The organism is Nitrosomonas sp. Nm34 (genome assembly GCF_900113925.1).
Lineage (GTDB): Bacteria > Pseudomonadota > Gammaproteobacteria > Burkholderiales > Nitrosomonadaceae > Nitrosomonas.
This window is the reverse complement of the sequence record NZ_FORD01000030.1, coordinates 1-24,290: the sequence shown is the minus strand read 5'-3', so window position 1 is coordinate 24,290 and position 24,290 is coordinate 1. Positions and strand designations below refer to the sequence as shown.

Genomic DNA, 24,290 nt, shown 5'->3' with positions numbered 1-24,290 from the left:
GTGAAATAAGCATTATATCGTCAAAAGTACTTTATGAGTCTTAAGTGTTTATAAAGTCGTGATTATTTCGAATTAAAAAGATTAATTATTTAATTTTGATAATAATCCATGAATTTTCTCAGATTCATCAGTTTTAAGAATTTTTTGGACTATGGGCATGATACTTGGTAAATGGCTTTTTAGAATCTCATGCTTAACAGGCAGGATATGGGCTGGATACATGGAGAACTGCTGTAATCCAAACCCTAACAGTAAGCGAGTGTATTGGATATCACCTGCTATCTCGCCACAAATTGAAATGGGCATATTGGCGCGGTTGGCAGTAGAAATAATTCGCGCCAGTAGCCAAAGCACAGCGGGATGCAGTGGATCATAGAGGTGGGCCACCGTGTCATCCGCTCTATCAATAGCCAATGTATATTGAATCAAATCATTAGTCCCAATGGATAAAAAATCCAGTTTACGCATGAACATTTCCAGGCTTAGTGCTGCTGCTGGAATTTCAATCATTCCACCTACCTTAATCTCCTCATCGAAAGGTTTTTTTTCATCTTGCAGACTTTGTTTAGCATGATTAAGAAGTTGTAAAGTCTGGCTAATCTCGTAATTGTTTGAAAGCATTGGGATGAGGATACGAATCTTGCCATAGGCAGACGCTCTCAAAATGGCACGCAGTTGTGTTAGAAACATAGCTTGTTCGGCTAAACTTAGCCTAATGGCCCGCAATCCCAGCGCTGGATTGATGGCAGAGCGACAACTATTTTTAAGGCTCTTGTCAGCACCTAAATCGAATGTGCGTATGGTAACGGGTAAGCCCCGCATATTTTGGACGACAGTTGAATAAGCCTCAAACTGCTCATCCTCACTGGGTAAATCATCCCGATTGAGAAAAAGAAATTCACTGCGAAACAAACCAATACCTGTCGCGCCATTTTCTTTAACTTGTTCAATATCTTGAGGTAGCTCAATATTGGCATGTAATTCTATTGATGTACCATCGAGTGTCATAGTGGGGATAGATTTGAGACGTTTGAGTTTACGTTTTTCCAGATCCAGATGATTCTGTTTTAAACGATATTCAGCAAGCACATATTTGTCGGGGTTGACAATCACCACCCCTTGACCTCCATCTACTATTAAATTGTCATTATTGTAAATAAGCTGGCGCGCATGGTGCATCGCTACTATGGAAGGAATATTTAGACTGCGAGCTATAATTGCAGTATGAGAAGTGGCGCCACCCAAATCCGTAAGAAAAGCTGCAAATTGATGTTGTTTATATTGCATAACATCTGCTGGACTTAGATCGTGTGCTACCAGAATACTGTTACCATCATGCTTTAAGGGAGGAGGAAGGTAACCTGGATGCCCCAATAAAACTTTCAATACCCGTTCGACGACTTGCATGACATCAGTTTTACGTTCTCGTAGATAAGCATCTTCAATTTCTTCAAACTGAGAAAGTAATACTTCCATTCGCTGCGTAACGGCCCATTCTGCATTGCATTGAGTTTGAGCAATACACTCAACTGCTGCGGAGCTAAGTGTGGGATCATCCAGTATCATGTGATGCAGCTCAAGAAAAGCATTGAATTCGGCAAATGTAGGCCCTTGATTCACTGAGGATTGTAGTTTTTCAATCTCCTTGCGTACTGTTGCGAAAGCACAGTTTAATCGTGTTATTTCTTTGTCTATCTGGTTTTTGGGAATTAAATAATGAGCTACATTCAGTGTCGCTGGAGAAGCAAGATGCGCGTGCCCGATCGCAATACCTTCAGATGCACCTACACCATGCAATATAAAACTCATTCCCCTTCTCCAAAGTAACTATTGACCAGATTAGTCAATGCCTGCATGGCCTCAGTCTCATCAGCTCCGGTTATTTCAATTGCAACTGTCGATCCTTTGTTGGCGGCGAGCGTCATTACACCCATAATACTTTTTGCATTGACTCTACGACCGTTACGTATGAGCCATACTTCACTTTGGAATTGACTTGCCAAGCGTGTAAGCTTCGCAGAAGCACGTGCATGTAAGCCAAGCTTGTTAATAATAGTCACTTCTTTAAGTAGCATCTCAGCATCCACGTAAAATATGCATCACACCTTCTTTACCTCCAGCAAGTGCTTTTGCTACCACAACTGAAAGTGGCTCATGTCGATAATTTAATGCACGCACTAACATAGGTAAATTCATTCCTGCAAGGCATTCTACTTTTCCAGCTTGGATCAGCTGAGTAGCGATATTAGAGGGAGTTGCGCCAAGAATATCTGTCATCACTAATACCCCATCGCCTTGATCAAGTTTCTTAATTAATTCCTTGGCTTGAGCAACAACTTCATCAGGCTTGTCTTGAATAGAAATAGCTTGGTATATTAATTGCTGCGGTTTTTCTCCCAGAATATGGGCTGCGCAATGAGCAAAACTCTCACCAAGCTTATCATGAGAGATAATTAAAATTCCGATCATTCAAATTTTTGCGTATTTTCGAAATGAGAAATCAAATTACAAATTTTATCATTGTCGAGATTATTCTGGTCCATCTTTAACATATCAAAAAATTTTATTTTTTATAGCGTCACAACAATGATGCCCTTGACGAAGTCGAGTATATCGATAGAGGCAAGCATATTAGGATGAATCATATTACTGTATTCTACATTTCTTAATAGCCCAAATAAGATGATTTAACCTTGGTTTTTCCATACTACATAAGAGTATAGGATCACGCATTCAGTCATCGCTAGCCGCCAAATACACGATACAAGGGGGGAATCGAGATGGGCAAGAGCGAAAGCCTGATTCCCTTGCTAAATCAAAAATGACGCGAAGGCGAGCCGCAGACAGTATCAGTAATACGGCAAGGTAAAGCCGACAAAGTCAGTTTTGATTTAGAAATGGAATAAGTCATAGCAAATTTAGGGATATCTACTAATATTCATTGAAAGATAAATTGGTTCTATTGCATATTGAATATTGAGAATAAGAGGCTATTTCTGTTAGCAACAAATAGAATTGTCCGGTTTTGTAGCAAATAAATTGTCCGCTTTGAAATGCAATGAATGTCTATTAATTGATTGCGCAGTTGTGGCGCCGGATTTACGCAACAACTGTACTGTTCAGTTTTATTTCCTTGCCAGACGAATCATATGTCGCAAGCTTCCTTGGGCCGTGCGTGATCGCTATTTGTCCATTTGGATAGCGCAGTACGATGACTTCTGCTTTCACATAATGGCAGCGATGACGATCTGTCGGGATTTGAAGCTTTAAACCTTCAAAGCTAACACAGTTATCATAGCCAACAACGCGCTCATAACGCTCACAGAGGATGTCCGCAAGCTCTCCACCAATCCATGGTACAAAAGTACTGCCTTGCTCGGATGCCGGTTGTACGAACTCGGCATTGAAAGTAGGCAGATAGACTTCTTTCAGATACCGATTAGCTTGCGGCCATATCGGTAATACCAGCTAATACCAGTTCTTTAGGCAGACGTTCCTGGTGCGTGCGAAACATGCGGCAACTCACGTCCGCGTGCTTCTGGCGAATAGGCTGCAATCATCTCGATTCCTAATCGTTTCATGGCCTGTCCAAATTGAGTGAGATTCTGTTTGTCAACCTTGCCTCCTGCTTCTGGCGTGTACCAGTAGTGGCTGCCACGATCGGAGTAAAATGAGGCAAATAACCCGTGCTTCTCAATGACCTCCTGTACGCCCTGGAAGCTGCTCATAGTGCCTTCTTCCTCAACGAAAAACATCGAGTAGTGCTCACTGGTGGCCTCATCCATCGTGACAATCAAATCCCATTTCTGCCCCAAAACCCATTCATGCGTGCTGCCATCTTGATGAATCATCATACCAGTCAAAGGAGCCCGTTCACGCTTCTTACGGTACGTGCCTCGCTTCTTGGCATGTTCAATCAGTCCAGCTTCCTGTAGCCGGTTTTTAACCCACGTATAACTGCGATTACCACCGCCAGAACGATACCAGGCATAGAAGTGCTTGGCATTCCAATCCATGTGGCGATTGCGATAGTGCTCGACCAGCCGCATGACTTCATCTACTGGTGCCCGTCGGTGTGATACCTGCACAAGACGCCTATCTAATAACGCATCCAATCCACCCGCATCATACCGGTTCATATAGCGCCGGAATGTGCGATCACATACTCCAAGCAATAACGCCGCTTCCGATTGCGTAAGGCTCCTTTTTCTATAGCCTTCATACGCTTCTTCAAATCTCATCTTCCTGGTCTCCTGTAGCCATTCTGTCCGTTTCATCTGAAATCTTCCCAGGATTCCATATAAACCGGACAGATCATTTGCTACAAGTCCGGACAGTTTATTTGTTCTCTACAAATAAGAGGCTATTTCTTGACAAAAGCAGTTAAATGTAACATCATGCCCGGCTTGTTATAAAGCATAAAATAATTGATGAAAAGGTTTTAAAGAAAGATAGTTTCAATTATTTACTATTGGCTTTAATAGGCTGTTTCATTAACCTTTGATATAATGCTGTTCTATTAACTAATAATAAAAACTGTAAGAGAAATGAAAGCTAGGAGCGCCCGTAGCTCAGTTGGATAGAGTACTTGGCTACGAACCAAGGGGTCGTGGGTTCGAATCCTGCCGGGCGCGCCATATTTCATTCTTATCTAAATAAAGCTAAAATGAGTTTAAGAAAATAATATTCTTTTTTGGTTGAAAGTAATATTAAATATCGCTTCGTTGTGCTAAAGGCCAAGTAGCTCAGTCGGTAGAGCAGAGGACTGAAAATCCTTGTGTCGGTGGTTCGATTCCGCCCTTGGCCACCAATAAAATCAGGCACTTAGTCATAACATGACTAAGTGCCTTTCTATTTTCAGGCTTTTGTTTAGGAAAATAATAGGGAATTTTTATTCATGTGAAGCGCAAATCTCAAGGGTTGCGCAAAACAAGATTGATCTTGATGCACTGCTGCAGACTATTCTTGATTATTCCAATGCCTATCAGTACGGACGAGCAAAACGTTTAGCGTAGCGCAGAATGCTACTTTTCTAGCCAGACTTCTGGGGAAGGAAAGAGAGCAAGGTAACTTATCTGTTATGTAGGATATACTGGCCCCAGCAGAATACTCTTATCGAAAATTGAACCAGTCGCTACAGTCGTGGCAATAAGTGCTTTTTTGCTTCCTTGATCATAACTCATCCTGTATTCAAGCTTTAATTTTACGCTTATGTGTGCTTGCGCACAGATAAAACCAGATGCTAAGAGTACGATAAAATCGTTCTTCGTGTTATCAAAACGGAGATAAAGAACCCAAGCGCATCATGGGGGATTTTTGAACTTACCGAATAGGAGGGTATTATGCCTTCAAATAAAGGAAAGGATGAGGACAATAAGGGTACCAGTCAGCGTGGTTTTGCTTCCATGGACGAAGAAAAGCAACGTGAAATTGCGAGTAAGGGCGGTCATGCAGCTCACGAGAAGGGTACTGCGCATGAGTTCACTTCGGAGGAAGCACGCGAAGCGGGTAGGAAAGGAGGTCATGCGGCTCATGAGAAGGGTACAGCTCATGAGTTTACTTCTGAAGAGGCGCGCGAAGCAGGCAGGAAAGGAGGCCATGCTGCTCATGAGAAAGGTACAGCCCATGAATTTAGCTCGGAAGAAGCGCGTGAAGCTGGCCGCAAAGGTGGACATTCACGTGGTAAAGGCGACTCCGAGGATGAAGATAAATCATCTTCCTCTACTCGTGGCGGCACATCTGAGCAGCATGCGGAAGCAGGCAGGCAAAGCCATAAAAATCGCTAATCAGTAATAATCACAACGAGCAGATTCGTCTGCTCGTTGTCTTTGAGCCAGCGTATTGGTTATTTACTTGTTTCGGTGTTTGCCCAATTAATGATTTTTTCTAGATTAATCGGTTGGTTTACTGTTGCATAACGAGGCAAGGAGTCTGGATTTATTTGGCTTGTCGTTGCGCTTCTTTTTTCATCACTAAGATGAGGAATATGGTCATGATCTTTAAGATAGGTAGCCCCGACCAAAATCTCTTCGTTCGTTGACGTATTCAGTTTATATCGCACCTAAGGTTAATTTCTAATTGCTCTTGTGTGCCTTTACCCTTGTTTTACATTGAAATTCTGAAATAGCGCGCCCAGGAAAATACCCCGCATCAACTTTTTCTTGCTGGAGTGCATGCACTTCGTGCTCTCACAAAGCAAGTTGTACGTGCGTCATTCTGTCAGACTTTCTATCATGAATAGCATCTGTCGCTTGCTCGCGTCCTTATTTCATTTTAAAGTGACCAGCTCGCACTCCAAATTGTTGCCATAGAGCATCCATAGTAAAAAGGCCGCTTTCCATTACAGGATTGCAGGCAATTTGGTCGCTTGACAGCAAATGTGCACCGTAATGATGCAGTACTTGTTTTAATCATCTTTCCTTGTTCATACCTTTTTATGGGCCGGGGTGTTTTGTCTTTTATCTATGTACTTTCATAGTAAATCAAAACTGACTTTGTAGTTTCACCTTGCCGTATTATTGATACTGTCTGCGATTCGCCTTCGCGTCATTTTTGATTTGGAAATGGAATTACTTCGCGCATGAATCCCAATATGCCTTACATAAAAGTGGAAGAATGATATTATCTATTCCGTTCCCACGTTATACATTTTCAATATTGCCATTCTAAAGAAATATGCGTAGAATCTTCGCAACCCTACCTAGTTTATGGGTTTCCAAGAACAAAGAGTAACTTTCAAAAGGAGAAAGAAGATATGGAAGAAAATAGAAGAGTAGATGAGGCTGGTTTGTTTAAAGTAGTTGCAGGTGCAACCATTGGTCTCATAATTGTAGGGCTAATCGTATGGTTTACTGGAGCGGGTGGCAAATACTAATTAATCGCGTTTGGGAAAATACTCTATTTTCCTAATCATCTCTTGGCGCATTTGTTGATTAGTATAAAGGTCAAGAAAGGTCTAATTGAATGCGTTATATTGGCTAGAAGTCGATGGTGGTATGACACGACTTCTAGCTACGTTAATCTACTTGCCTCTTCTAATTTCCACATAGATCAGTATCGATCGTAATTTCTTATTAATAGTAATTTTTTTAGCAAACTTTTGCGAGACACCTCTAGTACTCATTAGCCGCCTCAAAAGAGGCATCATAAAAAACAAGATGTGCATCTATCAACTTTATGACAAAGGTGCGACGGTAAACGATCTGCTTAGCTCTATCTATTATTTTTTACATAATAATCAATTTTGAGTCACCGCTACCTATAATTTGCGCGATCACCGCCCTGCATACAAGATTTTTTTGGCGTACGTAAGACAGTGATTCATCGAGCCGCGGTGTGGCTGCCTAATTTCTCCTGAAGGTTGAATGGTACGTGCGGTCAATACCTTTGTCCGGGCCATCGCCAGACTAGACAATCTATTTCCAAATCCCGGAGCGCAACAGTGTATGGATGCTATGGCCGGCGCGCCTTATTTTAGGCGATCAGCAATGCTTGCTGGTGAGCCGTTCAATCTAGTCATCGACGATACGCTGGTTTTACGCGAATCAGTTCTACATCAATCCAAAAGGACGAGATACATTACATATCTTTATATAATTTAATTGCAAGATTATTATGCACAAATTGGTATCTAAACATATTTTGATCCACTTTGAGCGATAGACTGCTATCTACATTAAATATTGGCATTAACAATAAAAGGGTAAGGCGCATCGGGCTAACAGTAACTTATTGGAATTATTATCATAAAATAAAATTCTGTTTTGTTAGTAATTGAATATTGTTATAATAACCATAATGTCTGGTGGGCTTATTCAGCCCATTTTTTATTTGTGGCTAAGCTATGACCTTATATGAATTACTTGATCCGATTTTAGCGGGAATGGGTTATGAATTGATAGATGTGGAGCAATCAGCATCTGGTAGATTGTTAAGAATATTTGTAGATAAAGAGGATGGTGGTATTTCTATTGACGATTGTGTCGCTATTAGTAACCATCTTAATAAATTATTAGCAGTGGAAGGGATAGATTACAATCGACTTGAGATATCTTCTCCGGGTCTAGACAGACCTCTGACAAAGCAAAGTGATTTTATCCGCTTTTCTGGGAAGTTAATAAAAATTAAATTGCGAATAGCACTACAAGGTCAAAAAAACTTTATTGGAAATATACGAGAAGTGAATGATGGAATATTAGGGTTAGAAGTTGAGGGAAGATTGCTACATATTAAATTAGATAATTTAGAAAAAGCTCGGTTGGTTCCGGAACTATAACTATAGATGCATAAAAAATTGGCTGGAGGAATATGAGCCGCGAGATTTTGCTATTAGTAGATGCCTTGGCACATGAAAAAAATGTTGATAAAGCAATCGTTTTTACTGCCTTAGAAGTGGCGCTTGCGTCTGCCACAAAGAAACATTTTCATGAAGATATGGATGTGCAAGTTGTCATTGAGCGGGAAACTGGAAATTATCGGTGTTTTCGTAACAAACTAGTGGTTGCTGATGACGCTGTAGAGAACCCTGCACGGCAAATTTCTTTAAGCGAAGCATTACAGTATGATGCTGATATTAAATTAGGGGACCACATCGAAGAACCTTTAAAAGCAATAGAATTTGATCGTATTGGTGCTCAAGCAGCTAAACAAGTCATCTTTCAGAGAATTCGTGACGCAGAACGAGAACAGAATCTGAATGATTTTCTTGAACGTAAAGAGTATTTGATTGCGGGCACTATTAAGCGCATGGAGCGTGGCAATGCTATTGTGGAGTCAGGAAGAATTGAGGCTATTCTTCCTCGTGATCAAATGGTCCCCAAAGAGAATTTGAGGGTTGGAGACCGCGTTCGCGCATATTTGCTTAGAGTTGATCGCTTAACAAAAGGGCCTCAATTAGTTTTATCACGTACTTCTCCTGAATTCTTGATTAAATTATTTCAATTAGAAGTACCTGAAATTGAAGAAGGATTATTAGAAATTAAGACGGCAGCAAGAGATCCTGGCTCACGCGCTAAAATAGCCGTTAAATCAACTGATCCACGTATTGATCCAATTGGAACTTGCGTGGGTATGCGAGGTTCTAGAGTGCAAGCTGTGATAAGCGAGTTGGCGGGGGAGCGAATTGATATTATATTATGGTCGGAAGATCCGGCTACTTTTGTCGTTAATGCGCTTGCGCCTGCCGAGATCAGCAGCATTATGGTCGATGAAGATAAACATAGTATGGATATTATTGTCGATGAAGAAAATCTCGCGCAAGCAATCGGCCGCGGGGGGCAAAATGTACGCCTCGCGTCAGAATTAACGGGTTGGAATCTCAATATCATGACAGTAGAGGAATCACAGAAAAAGAATGAAGAAGAAACCTCTAGGATATGTAAGCTGTTCATGGAAAAACTTGGTGTTGATGAAGACGTAGCGGATATTCTGGTAGAGGAAGGTTTTTCTACACTAGAAGAAATTGCTTACATCCCGCTTAATGAAATGCTTGAAATAGAAGCGCTTGATGAAGAAACGATTAATAAATTACGCAATCAGGCACGTAATACTCTTTTAACTGATGCGATTGCTAGCGAAGGAAAATTTGAACACATATCTGGAGGACTACTTTCACTGGAAGGCATGGATATGCAACTAGTTCGTGAGTTGGCTGCCAAAGGTATTAACACTCAAGAGGAGCTTGCCGATCTTGCAGCAGATGATTTAGTCGAAATGACAGGTATCGATATTGAACGTGCTAATATGCTTATTATAAAAGCGCGAGAACCGTGGTTTAATTAGAATATATTTATATCGATCGCTTTGCTTTGAGCTTGAAATTTTAACTGTCAATACCAATAGCATAAGATTAAAACCAAAATAAGATTCGCGTTTTTGAAATGAATTTAGAGTAAAAAGGTTGCTGATGACTCAAATGACTGTAGAAAAATTTGCCAATGAACTGGATGTGTTGCCAGAAGCGTTACTTGACCAGCTTCTGGCTGCAGGCGTCAAGAAGCAATCGATAAGGGATATTTTGACAGAAAAAGATAAAACACAGCTGCTTGACTATCTTCGTAGAGTACACGGCTCGATTGAATCCAAGAAGAAGATCACGTTGACTCGGAGGGAAACTACTGAAATACGACAGTCGGATGGAACTGGTAAAGCTCGGACTATTGAAGTCAAAGTCCGAAAAAAACGTGTGCTCACTAAGCCAACTGAGCAAGAGGTTGAAAAAGAGGTCGTACTTGAAGCGGCGACTACTTCAGCCCCTGTTATTCCATCAACATCTACCCGAAAACCAATAATTGATGCAGCGGAACAAGCCTTACGTGAGCAGGAAGCATTAAAACAAGCTGAATTAATTGCCCGTCAAGCAGCCGAGCTTAAAGAAAAGCAGGAAAAAAGAAGAAATATCATCGCTGAAGTTAAAAAAGAACCCAAAAAAGAAGAATTAATTCCAAAAAAAGAAGAGTCAACTCCACCATCTATCACGGAAGAGGTACCAACTCAAATACCCGCACCCCAATCAGAACAGGAATTAGCTGAGAGTGCCGAGCACAAGCCTGTTGTTAAAGCTGAACAGAAATTAGCTGAAAGTGCACAGCCTAAACCTGCTGTTAAAGCTGAAGATAAAACAGAAAAGAAGAAAAAACCAGCTAAACAAGAAGAGTTATGGAAAGATGAGGTTGGCAAAAAACGCGAAGCTAAAATACGCGGTGATGTATCTGGCAATCAAGGTTGGCGTGTTCGCAAAGATAAGCAGCATGGTAAATCGAATTTAATTGAGGCGCAAACACAGCAGCACGGGTTTTCTGCCCCTACCGAGCCAGTCGTGCATGAAGTCTTGGTACCCGAAACTATATCTGTCGCTGCACTTGCGCAAAAGATGTCAGTAAAAGCGGCTGAAGTTATCAAAGTGCTGATGAAAATGGGTACTATGGTAACTATCAATCAGATGCTGGATCAAGATACGGCCATGATCGTAGTTGAAGAAATGGGTCATATTGCAAAATATGCGGCACCCGATAGTCCGGAATCTTTCCTGGAAGAAATTAAAACACCCGTGTCCGAACTGGAGATGGAGCCTCGTGCGCCGGTAGTGACGGTGATGGGGCATGTGGATCACGGAAAAACCTCACTGTTAGATTATATTCGTAGAACACGTGTGGCAGGCGGTGAAGCTGGGGGAATTACACAGCATATCGGAGCCTATCATGTGGAAACCTCCCATGGGATGATTACTTTTCTTGATACACCGGGGCATGAAGCATTTACTGCAATGCGTGCACGAGGCGCCAAAATTACCGATCTTGTAGTCCTTGTGGTCGCAGCTGATGATGGCGTAATGCCCCAAACTATTGAAGCTATTCATCATGCTAAGGCAGCAAGTATTCCTATTGTGGTTGCTGTCAATAAAATAGATAAACCTGAGGCAAATTTTGAACGTATTAAGCAAGAACTCTCAAATCATGGGGTTGTGTCAGAAGATTGGGGAGGAGAAACCATATTTGTACCTGTTTCAGCTAAAACCGGCCAAGGCATTGATGAGCTTCTTGAAAGCATTTTATTGCAAGCAGAGGTTCTAGAACTTAAAGTAATCAAAAATGCACCTGCAAAAGGAGTAGTCATCGAGTCACGCTTGGATAAAGGGCGTGGCCCAGTTGCTACTATATTAGTGCAATCTGGTACGTTAAGACGTGGTGATGTTTTATTGACGGGTGCTGTATTTGGAAGAGTAAGGGCGATGCTGGATGAAAAAGGGAGCCCAATTGAAGAAGCTGGAACATCTATACCAGTAGAAATTCAAGGGTTATCTGATGTGTCGATAGCAGGTGAAACAGTGATAGCGCTAGAAGATGAACGTAAAGCACGCGAAATTGCATTGTTTCGCCAAGGTAAATTCCGTGATGTAAAGCTTGATAAACGGCAAATTGCGAAGATGGAAGATGTTTTTGGTCAGAAAGAAGGGACCAAAATACTCAATCTTATTATTAAAGCAGATGTGCAGGGTTCATGTGAAGCATTGTCATATGCTTTGCAGAAACTTACCACCGATGAAGTGAAAATCAATATTATTCATAGTGGTGTAGGTGCAATTATTGAGTCTGATATTAATTTAGCTCTTGCATCTAAAGCTGTCGTAATTGGTTTTAATACTCGTGCTGATGTAAGTGCTCGTAAGTTAATCGCTTCAACAGGTATTGATGTCCACTATTATAACGTGATTTATGATGCTGTTGATGAGATTAAAAAGGCGCTTTCCGGCATGATGATGCCAGAACGTAAAGAAAGCATTATTGGCTTGGTTGATATTCGCGAGATATACCGCATTTCAAAGGTAGGTACGGTAGCTGGCTGTTATGTTTTGGATGGTATAGTAAGACGTGACTCTCTTGTGCGAGTCCTGCGTGATGGTGTGGTAATTCATAGTGGTAGTCTTGATTCTTTGAAGCGCTTTAAAGAAGATGTGAAGGAGGTAAAGGCAGGATTTGAATGCGGGCTTTCACTTAAGAACTTTAATGATATCCAAGTTGGTGACCAGCTAGAGATATATGAAATTATTGAAACAGCACGTGTTTTATAACACCAGAGATAAAGGTCATGCCTAAAGATTATTCTCGAACGCAGCGTATTGCTGATCAGATACAGCGTGAATTGGCTGTACTGATTGAAACCGAAGTTAAAGATCCACGAGTAGGAAGGATTACTATTACTGGTGTAGAGGTAACACGTGATTATTCCCATGCCAAAATTTATTATACAACTCTTAGTAATAAAGAAGATAAGGTTGCGATTGAGGAAGGTTTACAACATGCCAGTGGATTCCTGCGTAGTCAATTATCAAGCAGAATTAGATTGAGAGTAATTCCTCAGCTTCATTTTATTTATGATGAATCAGTTGAACGTGGATTATATCTTTCACAGTTAATAGATAAAGCAACAGGCAAAATCTAGCCAATGCTCCTTCACTTGGCATGATAGCCTCCGTCCAATTTATTTTTTAACTCAATAAATTACACAAGAAATTTAACTATAAAATATTTACTTTTGAGAAAAATAGGTAAACAAGATTAGCTATGGCTGTAACTTATTTACCTTATACAATTTTTTCAAAGCTTACAGGAAGCTAACTTATTAAACGTAATATTAGTGGTGTTTTATTACTCAATAAACCCTCTGGTTTAACATCTAATCAATCGCTACAAATCATTAAACGTTTTTTCGATGCTACAAAGGCAGGTCATACTGGCACACTTGATCCCATGGCGTCTGGTCTACTACCTATTTGCTTGGGCGAAGCGACAAAATTCTCAGCCATGTTGTTGAAGGCAGATAAAACCTATCATGCCACACTGAAGCTGGGTTATCTCAGTTCTACTGGCGATGCGGAAGGGGAGATAATTGCAGCAGTAAGCGCAAAGTTGAATCACGAAAAATTGAGTTTATTGCAAGTGCAAGAAGTTTTGCAGACTTTTAAAGGACGCATTAAACAAACGCCTCCTATGTATAGTGCACTAAAATTTAATGGGAAACCTTTATATCACTATGCGCGAAAGGGTGAAGAAGTTGAAAGAAAAAGTCGGGATATTGTTATCTATGATTTATATCTGGACTCATGGGTGGAGGACGAAATGTCGATTGTGGTTCATTGTGGAACAGGAACCTATATACGTACATTGGCTGAAGATATCGGTAAGGCACTGGGATGGGGGGGAGCATATCTTATAAATTTATGCCGTAGTCAAGTTGGGAATTTTAGTTTGCAACAAGCTTATCAGCTTGATCAATTTGAGGGTGCTTTCTCCTCTGAGTATGATACTTATTTATATCCTATAGATAGCCTCCTACAGAACTTTCCCTCCATTACGCTCAATGAGGCAGAATCTTTATTTTTATGTCAAGGGCAATGGATAAGGAATAAACATAAAATTGATTTGTCAGGCGGAACCCGCGTTAAGCTATATGATAGTAGTGGATTATTTTTTGGGGTAGGGGAAATAACAGAAACTGGAGCAATCGCGCCTAAAAGGCTTATATCGAATAAGATTTAAAAAATTATATTATGAAGTAATATGATTTTCTAACTGTATGGAGTTATAAGTAATGAAATGAAGAGTATTTGTAGTCTAAAAAAGCGGTTTTAGTTTTAGGTTCAATTATTTTCCGGATTTTTTTCCATAACACAAAGTGTCAAAGGTATTTCAGTACGCTATAATATTTAGTTTTAATTAATTGCTAACTATGTTGCAAGGCAGCAATCTGGAATGTGCGCGCGGCGATCGCGTATTATTCAGTGGAATCAATTTTTCTATCAAACCTGGCGAATTGATGCAAGTGCGTGGGCCTAATGGTAGTGGTAAGACAAGCTTATTAAGAATGTTATGCGGATTGACTGTTCCAAGTTCAGGAGAGATTAATTGGAATGGCACCAGTATTCGATCTCTAGGTGCAGACTATTTTAGTATGATCACCTATTTAGGGCATTTAAGCGGTGTAAAAGATGAGTTGACCGCTATTGAAAATTTACGTATTACAAGCGCGCTTGCTGGGGTGGACATTGATGAAAAGATAGCCTATCAAGCCTTGCAGAAAATCGGCCTAGAAGAACGTGAAACCTTATTAGCTAAGGTATTATCGCAAGGCCAAAAACGGAGAGTCGCATTAGCGCGTTTGATATTAGTGAATACAAAGCTATGGATATTAGATGAACCTTTAACTGCATTGGATGTGTCCGCAATTGAATTCATTAAAAATATAATAGAGCAATATTTGGCTCAAGGTGGTATGGTGATACTGACAACGCATCAGGAAATTGATATTAGAGCTACCGTAACGCATCAATTATACCTTTCTTGATATGTTGACTTGGGTAATTCGGCGAGATCTATTATTGGCCATGCGCCGGCAGGCTGATGTATTAACGACATTATTTTTCTTTATTATTGTAGTAAGTCTGTTTCCACTTGGGGTGGGGCCAGAAATGAATACACTTCGCATCATGGCTCCCGGGATTGTATGGGTTGCGGCATTATTAGCGTCAATGCTTTCACTTGGACGTATGTTCTCTAACGATTATCTAGATGGAACGCTAGAGCAGATATTGCTTTCACCCACATCCTTGTCATTATTAGTGCTAGGAAAAATGTTGTCACACTGGCTAATCACAGGAGTTCCACTCGTATTGATGGCTCCAGTATTGGGTATTCAATATGATTTACCTTTCAGCGCGCTGGTAGTATTGACATTATCATTATTATTGGGCACTCCTATACTGAGTTTAATTGGTGCTATAGGTGCGGCGCTTACTTTAGGGCTAAGAGGAGGCGGGGTATTAGTATCCTTATTAGTGCTGCCTTTATATATTCCTGTTCTTATTTTTGGAGCGGGCGCGGTCGAAGCCAGCACCGCAGGCCTGGGATTCGAGGCGCATTTCTCATTACTTGGTGCTTTCTTGCTCGCATCATTAGTTTTTGCGCCGTGGGCAACAGCAGCCTCCCTCAGAATTTCAATGGAATAACATTCAACTAAAACTTATAAACAAAAATCTAATATGTCGATAAACTGGTATAAATATGCTTCACCTGCAAGTTTTTATTTTCTGGCAGGGAAAATGATTCCGTATTTTTCTATTGCCGCTATAGCGTTGTTAATTGTTGGTCTTTATATTGGTTTTTTTGTAGCACCGACTGATTTTCAACAAGGTGAAGCGTATCGTATTATTTTTATTCACGTACCAGCTGCCTGGATGTCCATGTTTCTCTATGTAGTTATGGCATTTTGGGCGGGAGTCGGCCTTGCTTTTAATACGCGCCTTTCATCGATGATGGCGACAGCTATCGCGCCAACAGGAGCCATGTTCACCTTTATTGCATTATGGACAGGAGCGTGGTGGGGTAAGCCAATGTGGGGAACATGGTGGGTATGGGATGCTCGACTTACTTCAGAATTAATTTTATTTTTTCTTTATATTGGGTTTATGTCGCTCCAGGCAGCTATTGATGATCCACGGCGAGCAGATAAAGCTGGTGCAATTATCGCATTAGTCGGGGTAGTTAATATACCTATTATTTATTTCTCAGTTCAATGGTGGAATACATTACATCAAGGCGCCTCCGTCAGTATTGCTCAATCACCCAAAATGGCTACAGCAATGCTTGCAGGGATGTTAGTTATGGCACTTGCCGCATGGATGTACTCCATTGCCATGATATTAATGCGAGCACGCACTATTATATTGGAGCGTGAGCGTCATACAGCATGGGTAGCAGAATTAAAGGGAATGACACGATGAATTGGAATAGCTGGTCAGAATTTTTTTCAATGGGTGGATATGGATTCTATGTCTGGGGCTCATATCTGGTATCGTTTATGTGTATCGCAGGCGAAATTTGGATTTTATTAAATCGCCAGCGAACTTTGCAACAATATCTTGGTCAGAGACGAATTAAATATGAGAGAGAAAAAGAGTGAAACCACGTCATAAAAAAATAGCTATTATCGCCGCAAGTGTTACTGCGCTAACTTTTGCTGCTATTTTAGTATTGAATGTTTTTCAGAGTAATCTGGTTTTTTTCTTTAGTCCAAGCCAGGTTGTAGCGAAAGAAGCTCCTATAGGCAAAAATTTTAGAATTGGTGGAATTGTAGAAGAGGGTAGCTTAAAGCGCCAAGGTAGTAGCACGACTGTCAACTTTGCCGTAACAGATACTGCAGAAACAATAAAAGTCGTATATACCGGGATACTACCTGATTTGTTCAAAGAGGGTAAGGGTGTGGTAGCGCAAGGGAAAATAGCGGAAGATGGTATTTTTTATGCAGATGAAGTTCTTGCCAAACATGATGAAAATTATATGCCACCTGAAGCTGCAAGCGCACTAGAACAAGCAGCCAAAGCTCAGAAAGCCTCATTGGTTCAATAAGAACAAGCTTTTATCTTTTATCGACAATTTCTTAATTTCAGATAATTTTTTAAGGGATAGCATTTCAAACATGATTCCAGAACTTGGTAATTTTGCGCTAATACTTGCGATGTTATTAGCTTTGATTCAAGGAACGTTGCCTCTTATTGGTGCTGCTCGCGGTATTCCTTCATGGATTGCTTTGGCTCGTCCGGTTGTACAAGGTCAATTCGTATTTATTGCCATTGCATTTGGCTGCTTGGCTTACTCTTTTGTTAACAACGATTTTTCTGTGCACAATGTAGCTTCTCATTCTAATTCGGAATTGCCCCTGCATTTCCGATTTGCTGCTACCTGGGGATCGCATGAAGGATCATTGCTGCTATGGGTATTGCTGTTGGCAGGATGGTCAGTTGCAGTCAGTGTATTTAGCCGTCAATTACCAGACGATATGGTAGCGAGAGTTTTAGGTGTGCTAGGTCTGGTTAGTGTGGGATTTATATTATTCTTGCTATTTACTTCTAACCCATTCGATCGTCTTTTACCGGCAGCGTTTGAAGGCAGTGATTTGAACCCTTTGCTTCAAGACCCTGGTATGGTAATGCATCCTCCCATGCTTTATATGGGATATGTTGGCTTCTCGGTAGCCTTTGCGTTCGCTATTGCCGCTCTCCTCAGTGGTCAGTTAGATGCTGCCTGGGCCCGCTGGTCGCGGCCCTGGACAACGGCTGCATGGGTATTCTTGACTATCGGTATTATGATTGGTAGTTGGTGGGCTTATTATGAATTGGGTTGGGGAGGCTGGTGGTTCTGGGATCCAGTTGAAAATGCTTCCTTTATGCCTTGGTTAGTGGGTACCGCTCTCGTGCATTCTCTTGCCGTTACGGAGAAACGTGGCAGCTTCAAAAGCTGGACTGTGCTGCTTGCCATCATTGCATTTTCATTGAGTTTACTCGGAACATTCCTGGTTCGCTCTGGTGTGCTTACATCCGTTCACGCCTTCGCGACAGATCCTGCACGTGGCATATTCATCCTGGTTTATTTGGTAGTGATAATAGGTTTCTCTTTAGCGCTGTTTGCGTGGCGAGCACCCAAAGTGGGTTTAGGAGGAAGCTTTCAGCTTGTTTCGCGCGAGACCATGCTTCTTGCCAATAATGTATTGTTGCTGGTTGCTGCTGGCAGCGTCATGCTGGGCACACTTTATCCATTACTTGTTGATGCATTGGGGCTTGGGAAGATATCAGTTGGGCCTCCCTATTTTGAGACTATCTTTGTACCGTTAATGGCACCCGCTGTTTTTCTGATTGGAGTGGGACCCATTGCCAAATGGAAACAAGCAAGTTTACCGTCCCTGGCAATTCGTTTGCGCTGGGCTTTTGCCGTGAGTTTAGTTTCCGCATTCATCGCGCCTTTTTTGATGAGTGAATGGAAACCGCTTGTTAGCTTTGGTTTGTTATTAGCTTTCTGGATTATTGCCAGCATTTTTGTCAATATCAAACACCGCTTACAAAACAGTGGGGAGAGTGGGTTATTTAGCAAGTTATCCCGACAATCTCGTAGCTACTATGGGATGCATTGTGCACATTTAGGTATAGCCGTTTTTATCATCGGCGTCACACTAGTCAATGGTTATGAAACTGAAAAAGATGTTCGTATGGAAATCGGTAATACTGTTTCAATTGGCGGATATATCTTCCGTTTTAATGGGACAAAAAACTTAACTGGGCCTAATTACAAATCAGTTGAAGGTGATATCGATGTTCTGAAGAATGATAAGCAGATTAGGAAGCTATATCCAGAAAAAAGAACCTACAATGCTTCGGGTATGGCCATGACTGAAGCAGCCATTGATACTGGTTTATTCCGTGACTTATACGTCGCGTTAGGTGAACCTCTAGATAATAATGCCTGGATAGTCCGTGTCTACCATAAGCCTTTTGTAGATTGGATATGGTTGGGATGTTTCTTGATGGCATTAGGTGGAGTTTTATCTGTTACTGATCGTCGTTATCGTTACGGCATACGCAAAAAAAGCAAAATTGAAATTACCTCAGAAACGACTGCTGAAAGTGATAAAGGTGCAACACCTACAGAAGCAGAGCCAATTATTGTGCCGGAGGTAAGAAAAGTATGACCCGGTTCTTATTGCCGCTTGCGATATTCTCTGTTCTAGTTGTATTTCTTGGGGTTGGCTTGACATTGAATCCACGCCAGGTACCGTCCCCTCTTGTGGACAAACCCGCACCTGTATTTCAGCTGCATCATTTGCATGATCCAGATAAAACTCTAATGTCGCAAGATAATTTGGGGAAAGTATGGTTGTTGAATGTCTGGGCTTCCTGGTGTGTCGCTTGCCGTGATGAGCATCCTTTGCTTGTGCAATTAGCGAAAGCAAAAATAGTGCCGATATATGGGCTGAACTATAAAGATCAGCGAGATACCGCCATACAATGGCTTAAGCAATATGGTGACCCTTATACAGTCAGTATCGTTGATTCTGATGGAAAAGTGGGTATTGATTATGGCGTTTATGGTGTCCCTGAAACATATGTCATTGATAAACAGGGAATAATACGTTATAAACATATTGGGCCTGTGACAGTAAAATCGCTGGAAGATAAAATTCTTCCACTGATAAAAGAGTTGCAAGGATAAATTCGATGTATAAATTTGAAGTAGCAGCAAATAGTTTTATATTGCAAAATCGTATTGATCATTATTCTAAATTTATAAAACGGCTCATTGCTGTTCTCTTTGTGGCGTTGGTACCATTGATTAGCTTTGCTAATGAAGCGGTACCGGTTGCAGAAGATCCCGTACTGGAAAAACGCTTGATTAACTTATCAGAAAATCTACGTTGTCTGGTATGCCAAAATGAATCTCTCGCTGGCTCTCGTGCTGATTTTGCCAATGATTTGAGGCGAGAAATGCGAGAGCAGATGAAAGCGAATAAAAGTGACGAAGAAATCATCGATTTTTTAGTTGCCCGTTATGGTGACTTTGTTCTTTATAACCCACCATTCAAAACTACTACACTGTTGTTATGGTTTGGCCCACTTATTTTATTTTTGGGGGCAACAATAGGTTTATTTATTTATTTAAGACGGCGTCGCACACAATTGGAAGATATTCCACTATCGGAAAGTCAGCGCTTAGAGGCCGAAGCTTTAATAAATAAAACTAATAAGGAATAAGTATGACTTCTTTTTGGGTTGTTGCTGGAATTTTTATTGTTGCTGCATTAATGTTTGTTCTTCCCACTTTGCTGAGGAGAAGACAAGATAAGATTGAGTTATTAGAGCGGGAAGCAGCGAATATTGCGATTTATCGTGACCAGCTTGCAGAATTGGATAACGATTTACGAAATGATATTTTATCTAAAGAGCAATACGAAAAAAGTAAGCAGGAATTACAAAAAAGAATGTTGCAAGATTTAGCAACATCATCAAAAAACCCTACAACTTCTTCCATAATAAAAGGTCAGGGGATTGTGACGTCAGTTGTAGTTATATTTGCAGTTCCTTTAACTGCAATATCGTTATATATGGTTCTGGGTGATACACGAGGTTTACTACCACAATCTCAGTTAGCCAGTGTAACGCAATCTCACGCACAGGGCATGGCAGGAATGCCGCCTAGCCATAGCGAAATTAAATCTGTTGTGGATAATTTGGTTGCCCGTCTAAAAGAAAACCCAGGAGATATAGAAGGCTGGGTAATGCTAGGAAGAACCTATGCTATTATGGGTCAATATCAAGAAGCCAGTGCAACCTATGCTAAATTAACCGAAATCATTCCTGATAGTGCACAATTGTTGAGTGATTATGCAGACGTACTTGCCATGACAAATAACGGAAGTTTGATAGGTAAACCTGCTGAATTAATTAATCAAGCACTTAAGATCGATCCGAATTATCCAAAAGCACTTGCGCTAGCAGGTACGGTTGAATTTGAACAAAAAAAATATGATCAGGCTGCAGCTTTTTGGGAGAAATTGTTGAGTGTTATTCCAGCTGATTCACAATTGGCTCAATCAGTCAATGAGAGTATTGCTCAGGCAAAGTCATTGGCGAGCGAAGGGAAAGACTCAGCTCCAATGCAGTTGGCAAAAAATTCAAATATCGATACAGATTTGCCTGTTGAGAAAAACCAGCAATCACAATCTGATAAATCAAATAACACTGCCAAAGCAGCTACTATCACTGGAAACGTTTCGCTTAGCCCTGCATTAGCCAGCATGGTATCCCCAAATGATACCGTGTTTGTTTTTGCACGAGCTAAAACTGGGCCTAAAATGCCATTGGCGATTTTAAAACTGACTGTAAAGGATTTACCCACTACCTTTACATTAAATGATGATATGGCGATGACGCCTACCATGAAGATGTCTAGTTTTCCAGAAGTAGTCATAGGTGGGAGGATAACAAAATCAGGCCAGGCTGTTCCAGCCAGTGGTGATTTAGAAGGGTTTAGCAAACCGGTAAAACTGGGTGATAAAGATATTACTGTGGTGATTGATCAAGTAATTCCCTAATACCAGCCTCTTGTTAAATACGAGATTTTAACTACTCCAATGATACTTAAACCAGCTCCAGATTTTGAACTTAAGGCTACTGGTGAGAAAACATTTTGCCTATCAGCCTCTTTGGGTAAGAATATCGTGATTTATTTTTACCCTAAGGATGATACACCAGGCTGTACCGATGAGAGTCTGCAATTTCGAGAGCTTTATGCTAAATTTAAAGAGCTCAATTGTGAAATTGTTGGAATTTCACGAGATAGCATAAAGTCTCATAACAGTTTTAAGGAAAAATTATCATTGCCTTTCGACTTGCTAAGCGATACAGATGAAATCGTGTGTGAACTTTATGGTGTCATTAAGATGAAAAACATGGATGACAAGCAAGTACGAGGGATAGAGCGCAGTACTTTTGTAGTGGATAACAAAGGAATATTACAAAAAGAATGGCGCGGAGTGAAAGTACCCAGTCATGCTGAAGAAGTTCTCTCGGTTATTAAGGAATTACAAAAAAGCTAAATAAAATTTAAGGCAATAAATGCTTAATTGCGTTTTTTTCCTCTAAAAGCTCTTTATAAGTAGCAAGCATCTTTGCTTGAGATATTTCATTTATTTCTAATCCTTGAACAATCATGTAATCGCCATTCTTACAAGTGACAGGAAACCCATAAATTACCCCCTCTTGAATCCCATAGCTTCCATCAGAAGGAATGCCCATTGTCACCCAATCATGTTCTCTTGTACCAATGATCCAGTCGTGAAGATGATTAATTATTGCATTAGCGGCGCTGCCTGCACTTGATAATCCTCTTGCTTCAATTACTGCGGCACCACGATTTTGAACGGTAGGAATAAAATAATCCTCTATCCACGATTGATCCTTAATAAGATTGATGACCTTCTTGTCATTGATTTCAGCATGACTGAGGTCAGGAAACTGTGTAGAAGAATGATTACCCCAAATAATCATTTTGCTGATGCTTGATACTGACTCCTTTAATTTTGCTGCTACTTGATACAAGGCACGATTATGATCAAGTCTAAGCATGGCAGCAAAATTGCCGGGTGATAAGTTAGGGGCATTTTTCATTGTAATATAAGTATTAGTATTGGTAGGATTGCCAACAATCAGTACTTTTACATTACGATTTGCAACTTTATCGAGGGCTTTACCTTGAGTGCTGAATATTTCTGCGTTTACGGTGAGTAGTTCTTTTCGCTCCATTCCTTTAGTGCGGGGGCGGGCGCCCACTAAAATAGCGATATCCACCCCATTGAAAGCAATTAATGGATCATCTGTTGTGATGACATTTTTCAAAAGAGGAAAGGCACAGTCATGCAATTCCATGACTACACCATCAAGAATATGTTGAGACTGAGGGAGATCAAGGAGATGTAAGATGATAGGCTGATCATTACCCAGCAAATCACCAGCCGCTATTCGGAATAACAGGCTATACCCAATATGACCGGCTGCACCTGTGATCGCAATGCTAACAGGAGGTTTCATTCTTTAGCTCATCAAAGGAGGTTATCACTCATAATAAAAAAATTGAGGATTTATAAATACACTCTCTTTATTATACTAGGAGTCTGCTATCCTTACTCTCAGATTTAGGATAATAATTCGAAAACTTTGCATGTTTAAAACTGAATTTGTCGTTTACTTGAATTACTCACAAACTCGTCAGAAAACGAATTGAAATAGATCTCCTTAATAGACAAACTAAGAATAAATTAAACTTTGCAAAAGTAGTTATCAAGCCCAGACAGCCTGATCAGTAGTAATTTAAAAAACACGGTGTACAGATGCAAGCTATGGAGGTAGCGGCTTGCAAAGTACACCGCCAATTTCCTATCAATCAATAAAGGAGCTACAAATAAGTTACAAATATGATTCAGTTTATAGAAATGCATTCAACAAAACCACATTAGCAGCTTAAAAATACTACAGTTAAAGTATCCAACTTTCATTATGATGTTAGCAATTGTACTAAGGTACAGGCTTACTAAGGTACAGGTATAGTAATTAATAAAGCCATATTTAGATGAGGAAATCGAAAGGGCCATGGCACGTAGATACGGAGGAAGTCATTCTATTTCCAAATCAAACATGACGCGAAGGCGAGCCGCAGATAGTATAAAAAATAATATGGCAAGGTGAAGCCGACAAAGTTAATTTGGATTTACAAGAGTACAGTAATAATTATTCGAGACTAGCGTATCTAAATGGAATTACAAAATATTATTATCATCGGTTTTGCTAGCTGTTTTGTTTTAATCCTTTTATTAAAAATCTTTTATAAAAAAAGCGATCGCGTCTATTACCAGACTAAAGCTTTATTTACTCCTGCTGAAAGGTCTTTTTTTGGAGTGCTTTCCCAAGCTGTGTCCAATCAATATTTGGTTTTTGGTAAGGTACGTATTGCAGATGTTGTTGGGATTAAAAAGGCCTCAAATAATAGTGCCAGGCAAATAGCTTTTAATAAAATGGCTAGTAAGCATTTTGATTATGTACTTTGTACTAAAGATACTTTGTCAGTTGTAGCAGTTATTGAACTTGATGATAAAAGCCATTTAAAAGAAAAAACGATTCATAGAGATTCACTTGTTGAAAATATATGTAGAAGCGCTAATTTAACATTGATCCGCTTTAATGTTAAAGCCAGCTATCAAATTCCAGCTATTAAAAATAAAATAATGACTTCTCTAAATTCTTCTCACGATGAACCATGAGAGAATAATCTTAATGCAATAAATATCACATAACCCTGCTTAACGTGAGTTCGACATAAAAAAAGCTGTAAAAGAAACCTGAATTCCTTATGATGAAATGGTTTTGCAAAAGAATTTCATCATGAGAGGAGTCAGATTTCCATGGATACTACAAC

Annotated in this window: 22 protein-coding genes and 2 tRNA genes; 19 read left to right on the top strand and 5 right to left on the bottom strand. The window is 40.3% G+C overall.

Going from position 1 to position 24,290, the window contains the following annotated elements; translation table 11 throughout:
• Window positions 1-81: 81 nt before the first annotated feature.
• From ptsP to BM283_RS11630, 4 genes are all read right to left on the bottom strand, one after another.
• Complete coding sequence (gene ptsP / locus BM283_RS11645) at window positions 82-1,809, bottom strand: phosphoenolpyruvate--protein phosphotransferase (protein WP_090693273.1); 1,728 nt, start codon at window positions 1,807-1,809, stop codon at window positions 82-84.
• Window positions 1,806-2,075 (bottom strand): HPr family phosphocarrier protein, encoded by a 270-nt coding sequence (locus BM283_RS11640; RefSeq protein WP_090693291.1) that lies wholly within the window; start codon window positions 2,073-2,075, stop codon window positions 1,806-1,808. The genes ptsP and BM283_RS11640 overlap by 4 nt, the downstream gene beginning before the upstream one ends.
• Window position 2,076: 1 nt before the next feature.
• Entirely contained in the window at window positions 2,077-2,469 is a 393-nt protein-coding gene (locus tag BM283_RS11635) for a PTS sugar transporter subunit IIA (RefSeq protein WP_090693271.1), read from the bottom strand.
• A gap of 1,013 nt (window positions 2,470-3,482) precedes the next feature.
• A complete protein-coding gene (locus BM283_RS11630; protein ID WP_254776342.1) occupies window positions 3,483-4,241 on the bottom strand; it encodes a helix-turn-helix domain-containing protein in 759 nt (252 codons plus the stop codon).
• 319 nt (window positions 4,242-4,560) lie between these two features.
• Here BM283_RS11630 and BM283_RS11625 point away from each other — a divergent pair.
• The 18 genes from BM283_RS11625 (at window position 4,561) to BM283_RS11535 (ending at window position 21,918) form a co-directional block, all read left to right on the top strand.
• Window positions 4,561-4,637 (top strand) — tRNA-Arg (locus BM283_RS11625).
• 97 nt (window positions 4,638-4,734) lie between these two features.
• A tRNA-Phe gene (locus BM283_RS11620) sits at window positions 4,735-4,810 on the top strand.
• 532 nt (window positions 4,811-5,342) lie between these two features.
• Window positions 5,343-5,786, top strand: coding sequence for a KGG domain-containing protein (locus BM283_RS11615; protein ID WP_046850295.1), 444 nt, complete (start codon window positions 5,343-5,345; stop codon window positions 5,784-5,786).
• Window positions 5,787-7,843: 2,057 nt separating this feature from the next.
• Window positions 7,844-8,275, top strand: a complete 432-nt coding sequence (gene rimP / locus BM283_RS11605) for a ribosome maturation factor RimP (RefSeq protein WP_090693266.1) — start codon at window positions 7,844-7,846, stop codon at window positions 8,273-8,275.
• A gap of 32 nt (window positions 8,276-8,307) precedes the next feature.
• Window positions 8,308-9,780 carry a transcription termination factor NusA gene (gene nusA / locus BM283_RS11600; RefSeq protein WP_090693263.1) on the top strand — a complete coding sequence of 491 codons (1,473 nt, stop codon included), beginning with the start codon at window positions 8,308-8,310 and terminating at the stop codon, window positions 9,778-9,780.
• Window positions 9,781-9,904: 124 nt separating this feature from the next.
• The gene (infB, locus tag BM283_RS11595) at window positions 9,905-12,568 is read left to right on the top strand and encodes a translation initiation factor IF-2 (RefSeq protein ID WP_090693260.1); all 2,664 of its coding nucleotides are present in this window, start codon (window positions 9,905-9,907) and stop codon (window positions 12,566-12,568) included.
• 17 nt (window positions 12,569-12,585) lie between these two features.
• Window positions 12,586-12,939, top strand: a complete 354-nt coding sequence (rbfA, locus tag BM283_RS11590) for a 30S ribosome-binding factor RbfA (RefSeq protein WP_090693258.1) — start codon at window positions 12,586-12,588, stop codon at window positions 12,937-12,939.
• 179 nt (window positions 12,940-13,118) lie between these two features.
• The gene (truB, locus tag BM283_RS11585) at window positions 13,119-14,036 is read left to right on the top strand and encodes a tRNA pseudouridine(55) synthase TruB (RefSeq protein WP_090693255.1); all 918 of its coding nucleotides are present in this window, start codon (window positions 13,119-13,121) and stop codon (window positions 14,034-14,036) included.
• Window positions 14,037-14,226: 190 nt separating this feature from the next.
• Window positions 14,227-14,841, top strand: coding sequence for a cytochrome c biogenesis heme-transporting ATPase CcmA (gene ccmA / locus BM283_RS11580; protein WP_090693253.1), 615 nt, complete (start codon window positions 14,227-14,229; stop codon window positions 14,839-14,841).
• A gap of 1 nt (window position 14,842) precedes the next feature.
• Complete coding sequence (gene ccmB, locus BM283_RS11575; RefSeq protein WP_090693250.1) at window positions 14,843-15,502, top strand: heme exporter protein CcmB; 660 nt, start codon at window positions 14,843-14,845, stop codon at window positions 15,500-15,502.
• Window positions 15,503-15,535: 33 nt separating this feature from the next.
• Window positions 15,536-16,276 carry a heme ABC transporter permease CcmC gene (gene ccmC / locus BM283_RS11570; RefSeq protein WP_090693248.1) on the top strand — a complete coding sequence of 247 codons (741 nt, stop codon included), beginning with the start codon at window positions 15,536-15,538 and terminating at the stop codon, window positions 16,274-16,276.
• A complete protein-coding gene (gene ccmD / locus BM283_RS20590) occupies window positions 16,243-16,455 on the top strand; it encodes a heme exporter protein CcmD (RefSeq protein WP_368086434.1) in 213 nt (70 codons plus the stop codon). Before ccmC ends, ccmD begins: the two co-directional genes overlap by 34 nt.
• Window positions 16,452-16,901, top strand: coding sequence for a cytochrome c maturation protein CcmE (ccmE, locus tag BM283_RS11560; RefSeq protein ID WP_074665856.1), 450 nt, complete (start codon window positions 16,452-16,454; stop codon window positions 16,899-16,901). The genes ccmD and ccmE overlap by 4 nt, the downstream gene beginning before the upstream one ends.
• 70 nt (window positions 16,902-16,971) lie before the next feature.
• On the top strand, window positions 16,972-19,014 hold the full coding sequence (locus tag BM283_RS11555) for a heme lyase CcmF/NrfE family subunit (protein WP_090693243.1): 2,043 nt from the start codon (window positions 16,972-16,974) through the stop codon (window positions 19,012-19,014).
• Window positions 19,011-19,535 carry a DsbE family thiol:disulfide interchange protein gene (locus BM283_RS11550; protein ID WP_090693242.1) on the top strand — a complete coding sequence of 175 codons (525 nt, stop codon included), beginning with the start codon at window positions 19,011-19,013 and terminating at the stop codon, window positions 19,533-19,535. The genes BM283_RS11555 and BM283_RS11550 overlap by 4 nt, the downstream gene beginning before the upstream one ends.
• A gap of 5 nt (window positions 19,536-19,540) precedes the next feature.
• Entirely contained in the window at window positions 19,541-20,074 is a 534-nt protein-coding gene (locus tag BM283_RS11545) for a cytochrome c-type biogenesis protein (protein ID WP_090693239.1), read from the top strand.
• Window positions 20,075-20,076: 2 nt separating this feature from the next.
• Entirely contained in the window at window positions 20,077-21,414 is a 1,338-nt protein-coding gene (gene ccmI, locus BM283_RS11540; RefSeq protein ID WP_090693238.1) for a c-type cytochrome biogenesis protein CcmI, read from the top strand.
• A 39-nt stretch (window positions 21,415-21,453) separates the two neighbouring features.
• Complete coding sequence (locus BM283_RS11535) at window positions 21,454-21,918, top strand: peroxiredoxin (protein ID WP_090693235.1); 465 nt, start codon at window positions 21,454-21,456, stop codon at window positions 21,916-21,918.
• A 7-nt stretch (window positions 21,919-21,925) separates the two neighbouring features.
• Here BM283_RS11535 and BM283_RS11530 read toward each other — a convergent pair whose 3' ends face one another.
• Window positions 21,926-22,909: a malate dehydrogenase gene (locus BM283_RS11530; RefSeq protein ID WP_090693234.1), complete on the bottom strand. Its 984-nt coding sequence runs from the start codon at window positions 22,907-22,909 to the stop codon at window positions 21,926-21,928.
• 719 nt (window positions 22,910-23,628) lie between these two features.
• Here BM283_RS11530 and BM283_RS11525 point away from each other — a divergent pair.
• Window positions 23,629-24,135 (top strand): DUF2726 domain-containing protein, encoded by a 507-nt coding sequence (locus BM283_RS11525; protein WP_090693231.1) that lies wholly within the window; start codon window positions 23,629-23,631, stop codon window positions 24,133-24,135.
• Window positions 24,136-24,290: the final 155 nt, after the last annotated feature.

What these genes read in the sequence shown, in the direction of transcription:
- ptsP (WP_090693273.1), bottom strand. Translation starts at nt 1,809, where the DNA reads ATGAGTTTTATATTGCATGGTGTAGGTGCATCTGAAGGTATTGCGATC.
- BM283_RS11640 (WP_090693291.1), bottom strand. Translation starts at nt 2,075, where the DNA reads ATGCTACTTAAAGAAGTGACTATTATTAACAAGCTTGGCTTACATGCA.
- BM283_RS11635 (WP_090693271.1), bottom strand. Translation starts at nt 2,469, where the DNA reads ATGATCGGAATTTTAATTATCTCTCATGATAAGCTTGGTGAGAGTTTT.
- BM283_RS11630 (WP_254776342.1), bottom strand. Translation starts at nt 4,241, where the DNA reads ATGAGATTTGAAGAAGCGTATGAAGGCTATAGAAAAAGGAGCCTTACG.
- BM283_RS11615 (WP_046850295.1), top strand. Translation starts at nt 5,343, where the DNA reads ATGCCTTCAAATAAAGGAAAGGATGAGGACAATAAGGGTACCAGTCAG.
- rimP (WP_090693266.1), top strand. Translation starts at nt 7,844, where the DNA reads ATGACCTTATATGAATTACTTGATCCGATTTTAGCGGGAATGGGTTAT.
- nusA (WP_090693263.1), top strand. Translation starts at nt 8,308, where the DNA reads ATGAGCCGCGAGATTTTGCTATTAGTAGATGCCTTGGCACATGAAAAA.
- infB (WP_090693260.1), top strand. Translation starts at nt 9,905, where the DNA reads ATGACTCAAATGACTGTAGAAAAATTTGCCAATGAACTGGATGTGTTG.
- rbfA (WP_090693258.1), top strand. Translation starts at nt 12,586, where the DNA reads ATGCCTAAAGATTATTCTCGAACGCAGCGTATTGCTGATCAGATACAG.
- ccmA (WP_090693253.1), top strand. Translation starts at nt 14,227, where the DNA reads ATGTTGCAAGGCAGCAATCTGGAATGTGCGCGCGGCGATCGCGTATTA.
- ccmB (WP_090693250.1), top strand. Translation starts at nt 14,843, where the DNA reads ATGTTGACTTGGGTAATTCGGCGAGATCTATTATTGGCCATGCGCCGG.
- ccmC (WP_090693248.1), top strand. Translation starts at nt 15,536, where the DNA reads ATGTCGATAAACTGGTATAAATATGCTTCACCTGCAAGTTTTTATTTT.
- ccmD (WP_368086434.1), top strand. Translation starts at nt 16,243, where the DNA reads ATGGGTAGCAGAATTAAAGGGAATGACACGATGAATTGGAATAGCTGG.
- BM283_RS11555 (WP_090693243.1), top strand. Translation starts at nt 16,972, where the DNA reads ATGATTCCAGAACTTGGTAATTTTGCGCTAATACTTGCGATGTTATTA.
- BM283_RS11550 (WP_090693242.1), top strand. Translation starts at nt 19,011, where the DNA reads ATGACCCGGTTCTTATTGCCGCTTGCGATATTCTCTGTTCTAGTTGTA.
- BM283_RS11545 (WP_090693239.1), top strand. Translation starts at nt 19,541, where the DNA reads ATGTATAAATTTGAAGTAGCAGCAAATAGTTTTATATTGCAAAATCGT.
- ccmI (WP_090693238.1), top strand. Translation starts at nt 20,077, where the DNA reads ATGACTTCTTTTTGGGTTGTTGCTGGAATTTTTATTGTTGCTGCATTA.
- BM283_RS11535 (WP_090693235.1), top strand. Translation starts at nt 21,454, where the DNA reads ATGATACTTAAACCAGCTCCAGATTTTGAACTTAAGGCTACTGGTGAG.
- BM283_RS11530 (WP_090693234.1), bottom strand. Translation starts at nt 22,909, where the DNA reads ATGAAACCTCCTGTTAGCATTGCGATCACAGGTGCAGCCGGTCATATT.
- BM283_RS11525 (WP_090693231.1), top strand. Translation starts at nt 23,629, where the DNA reads ATGGAATTACAAAATATTATTATCATCGGTTTTGCTAGCTGTTTTGTT.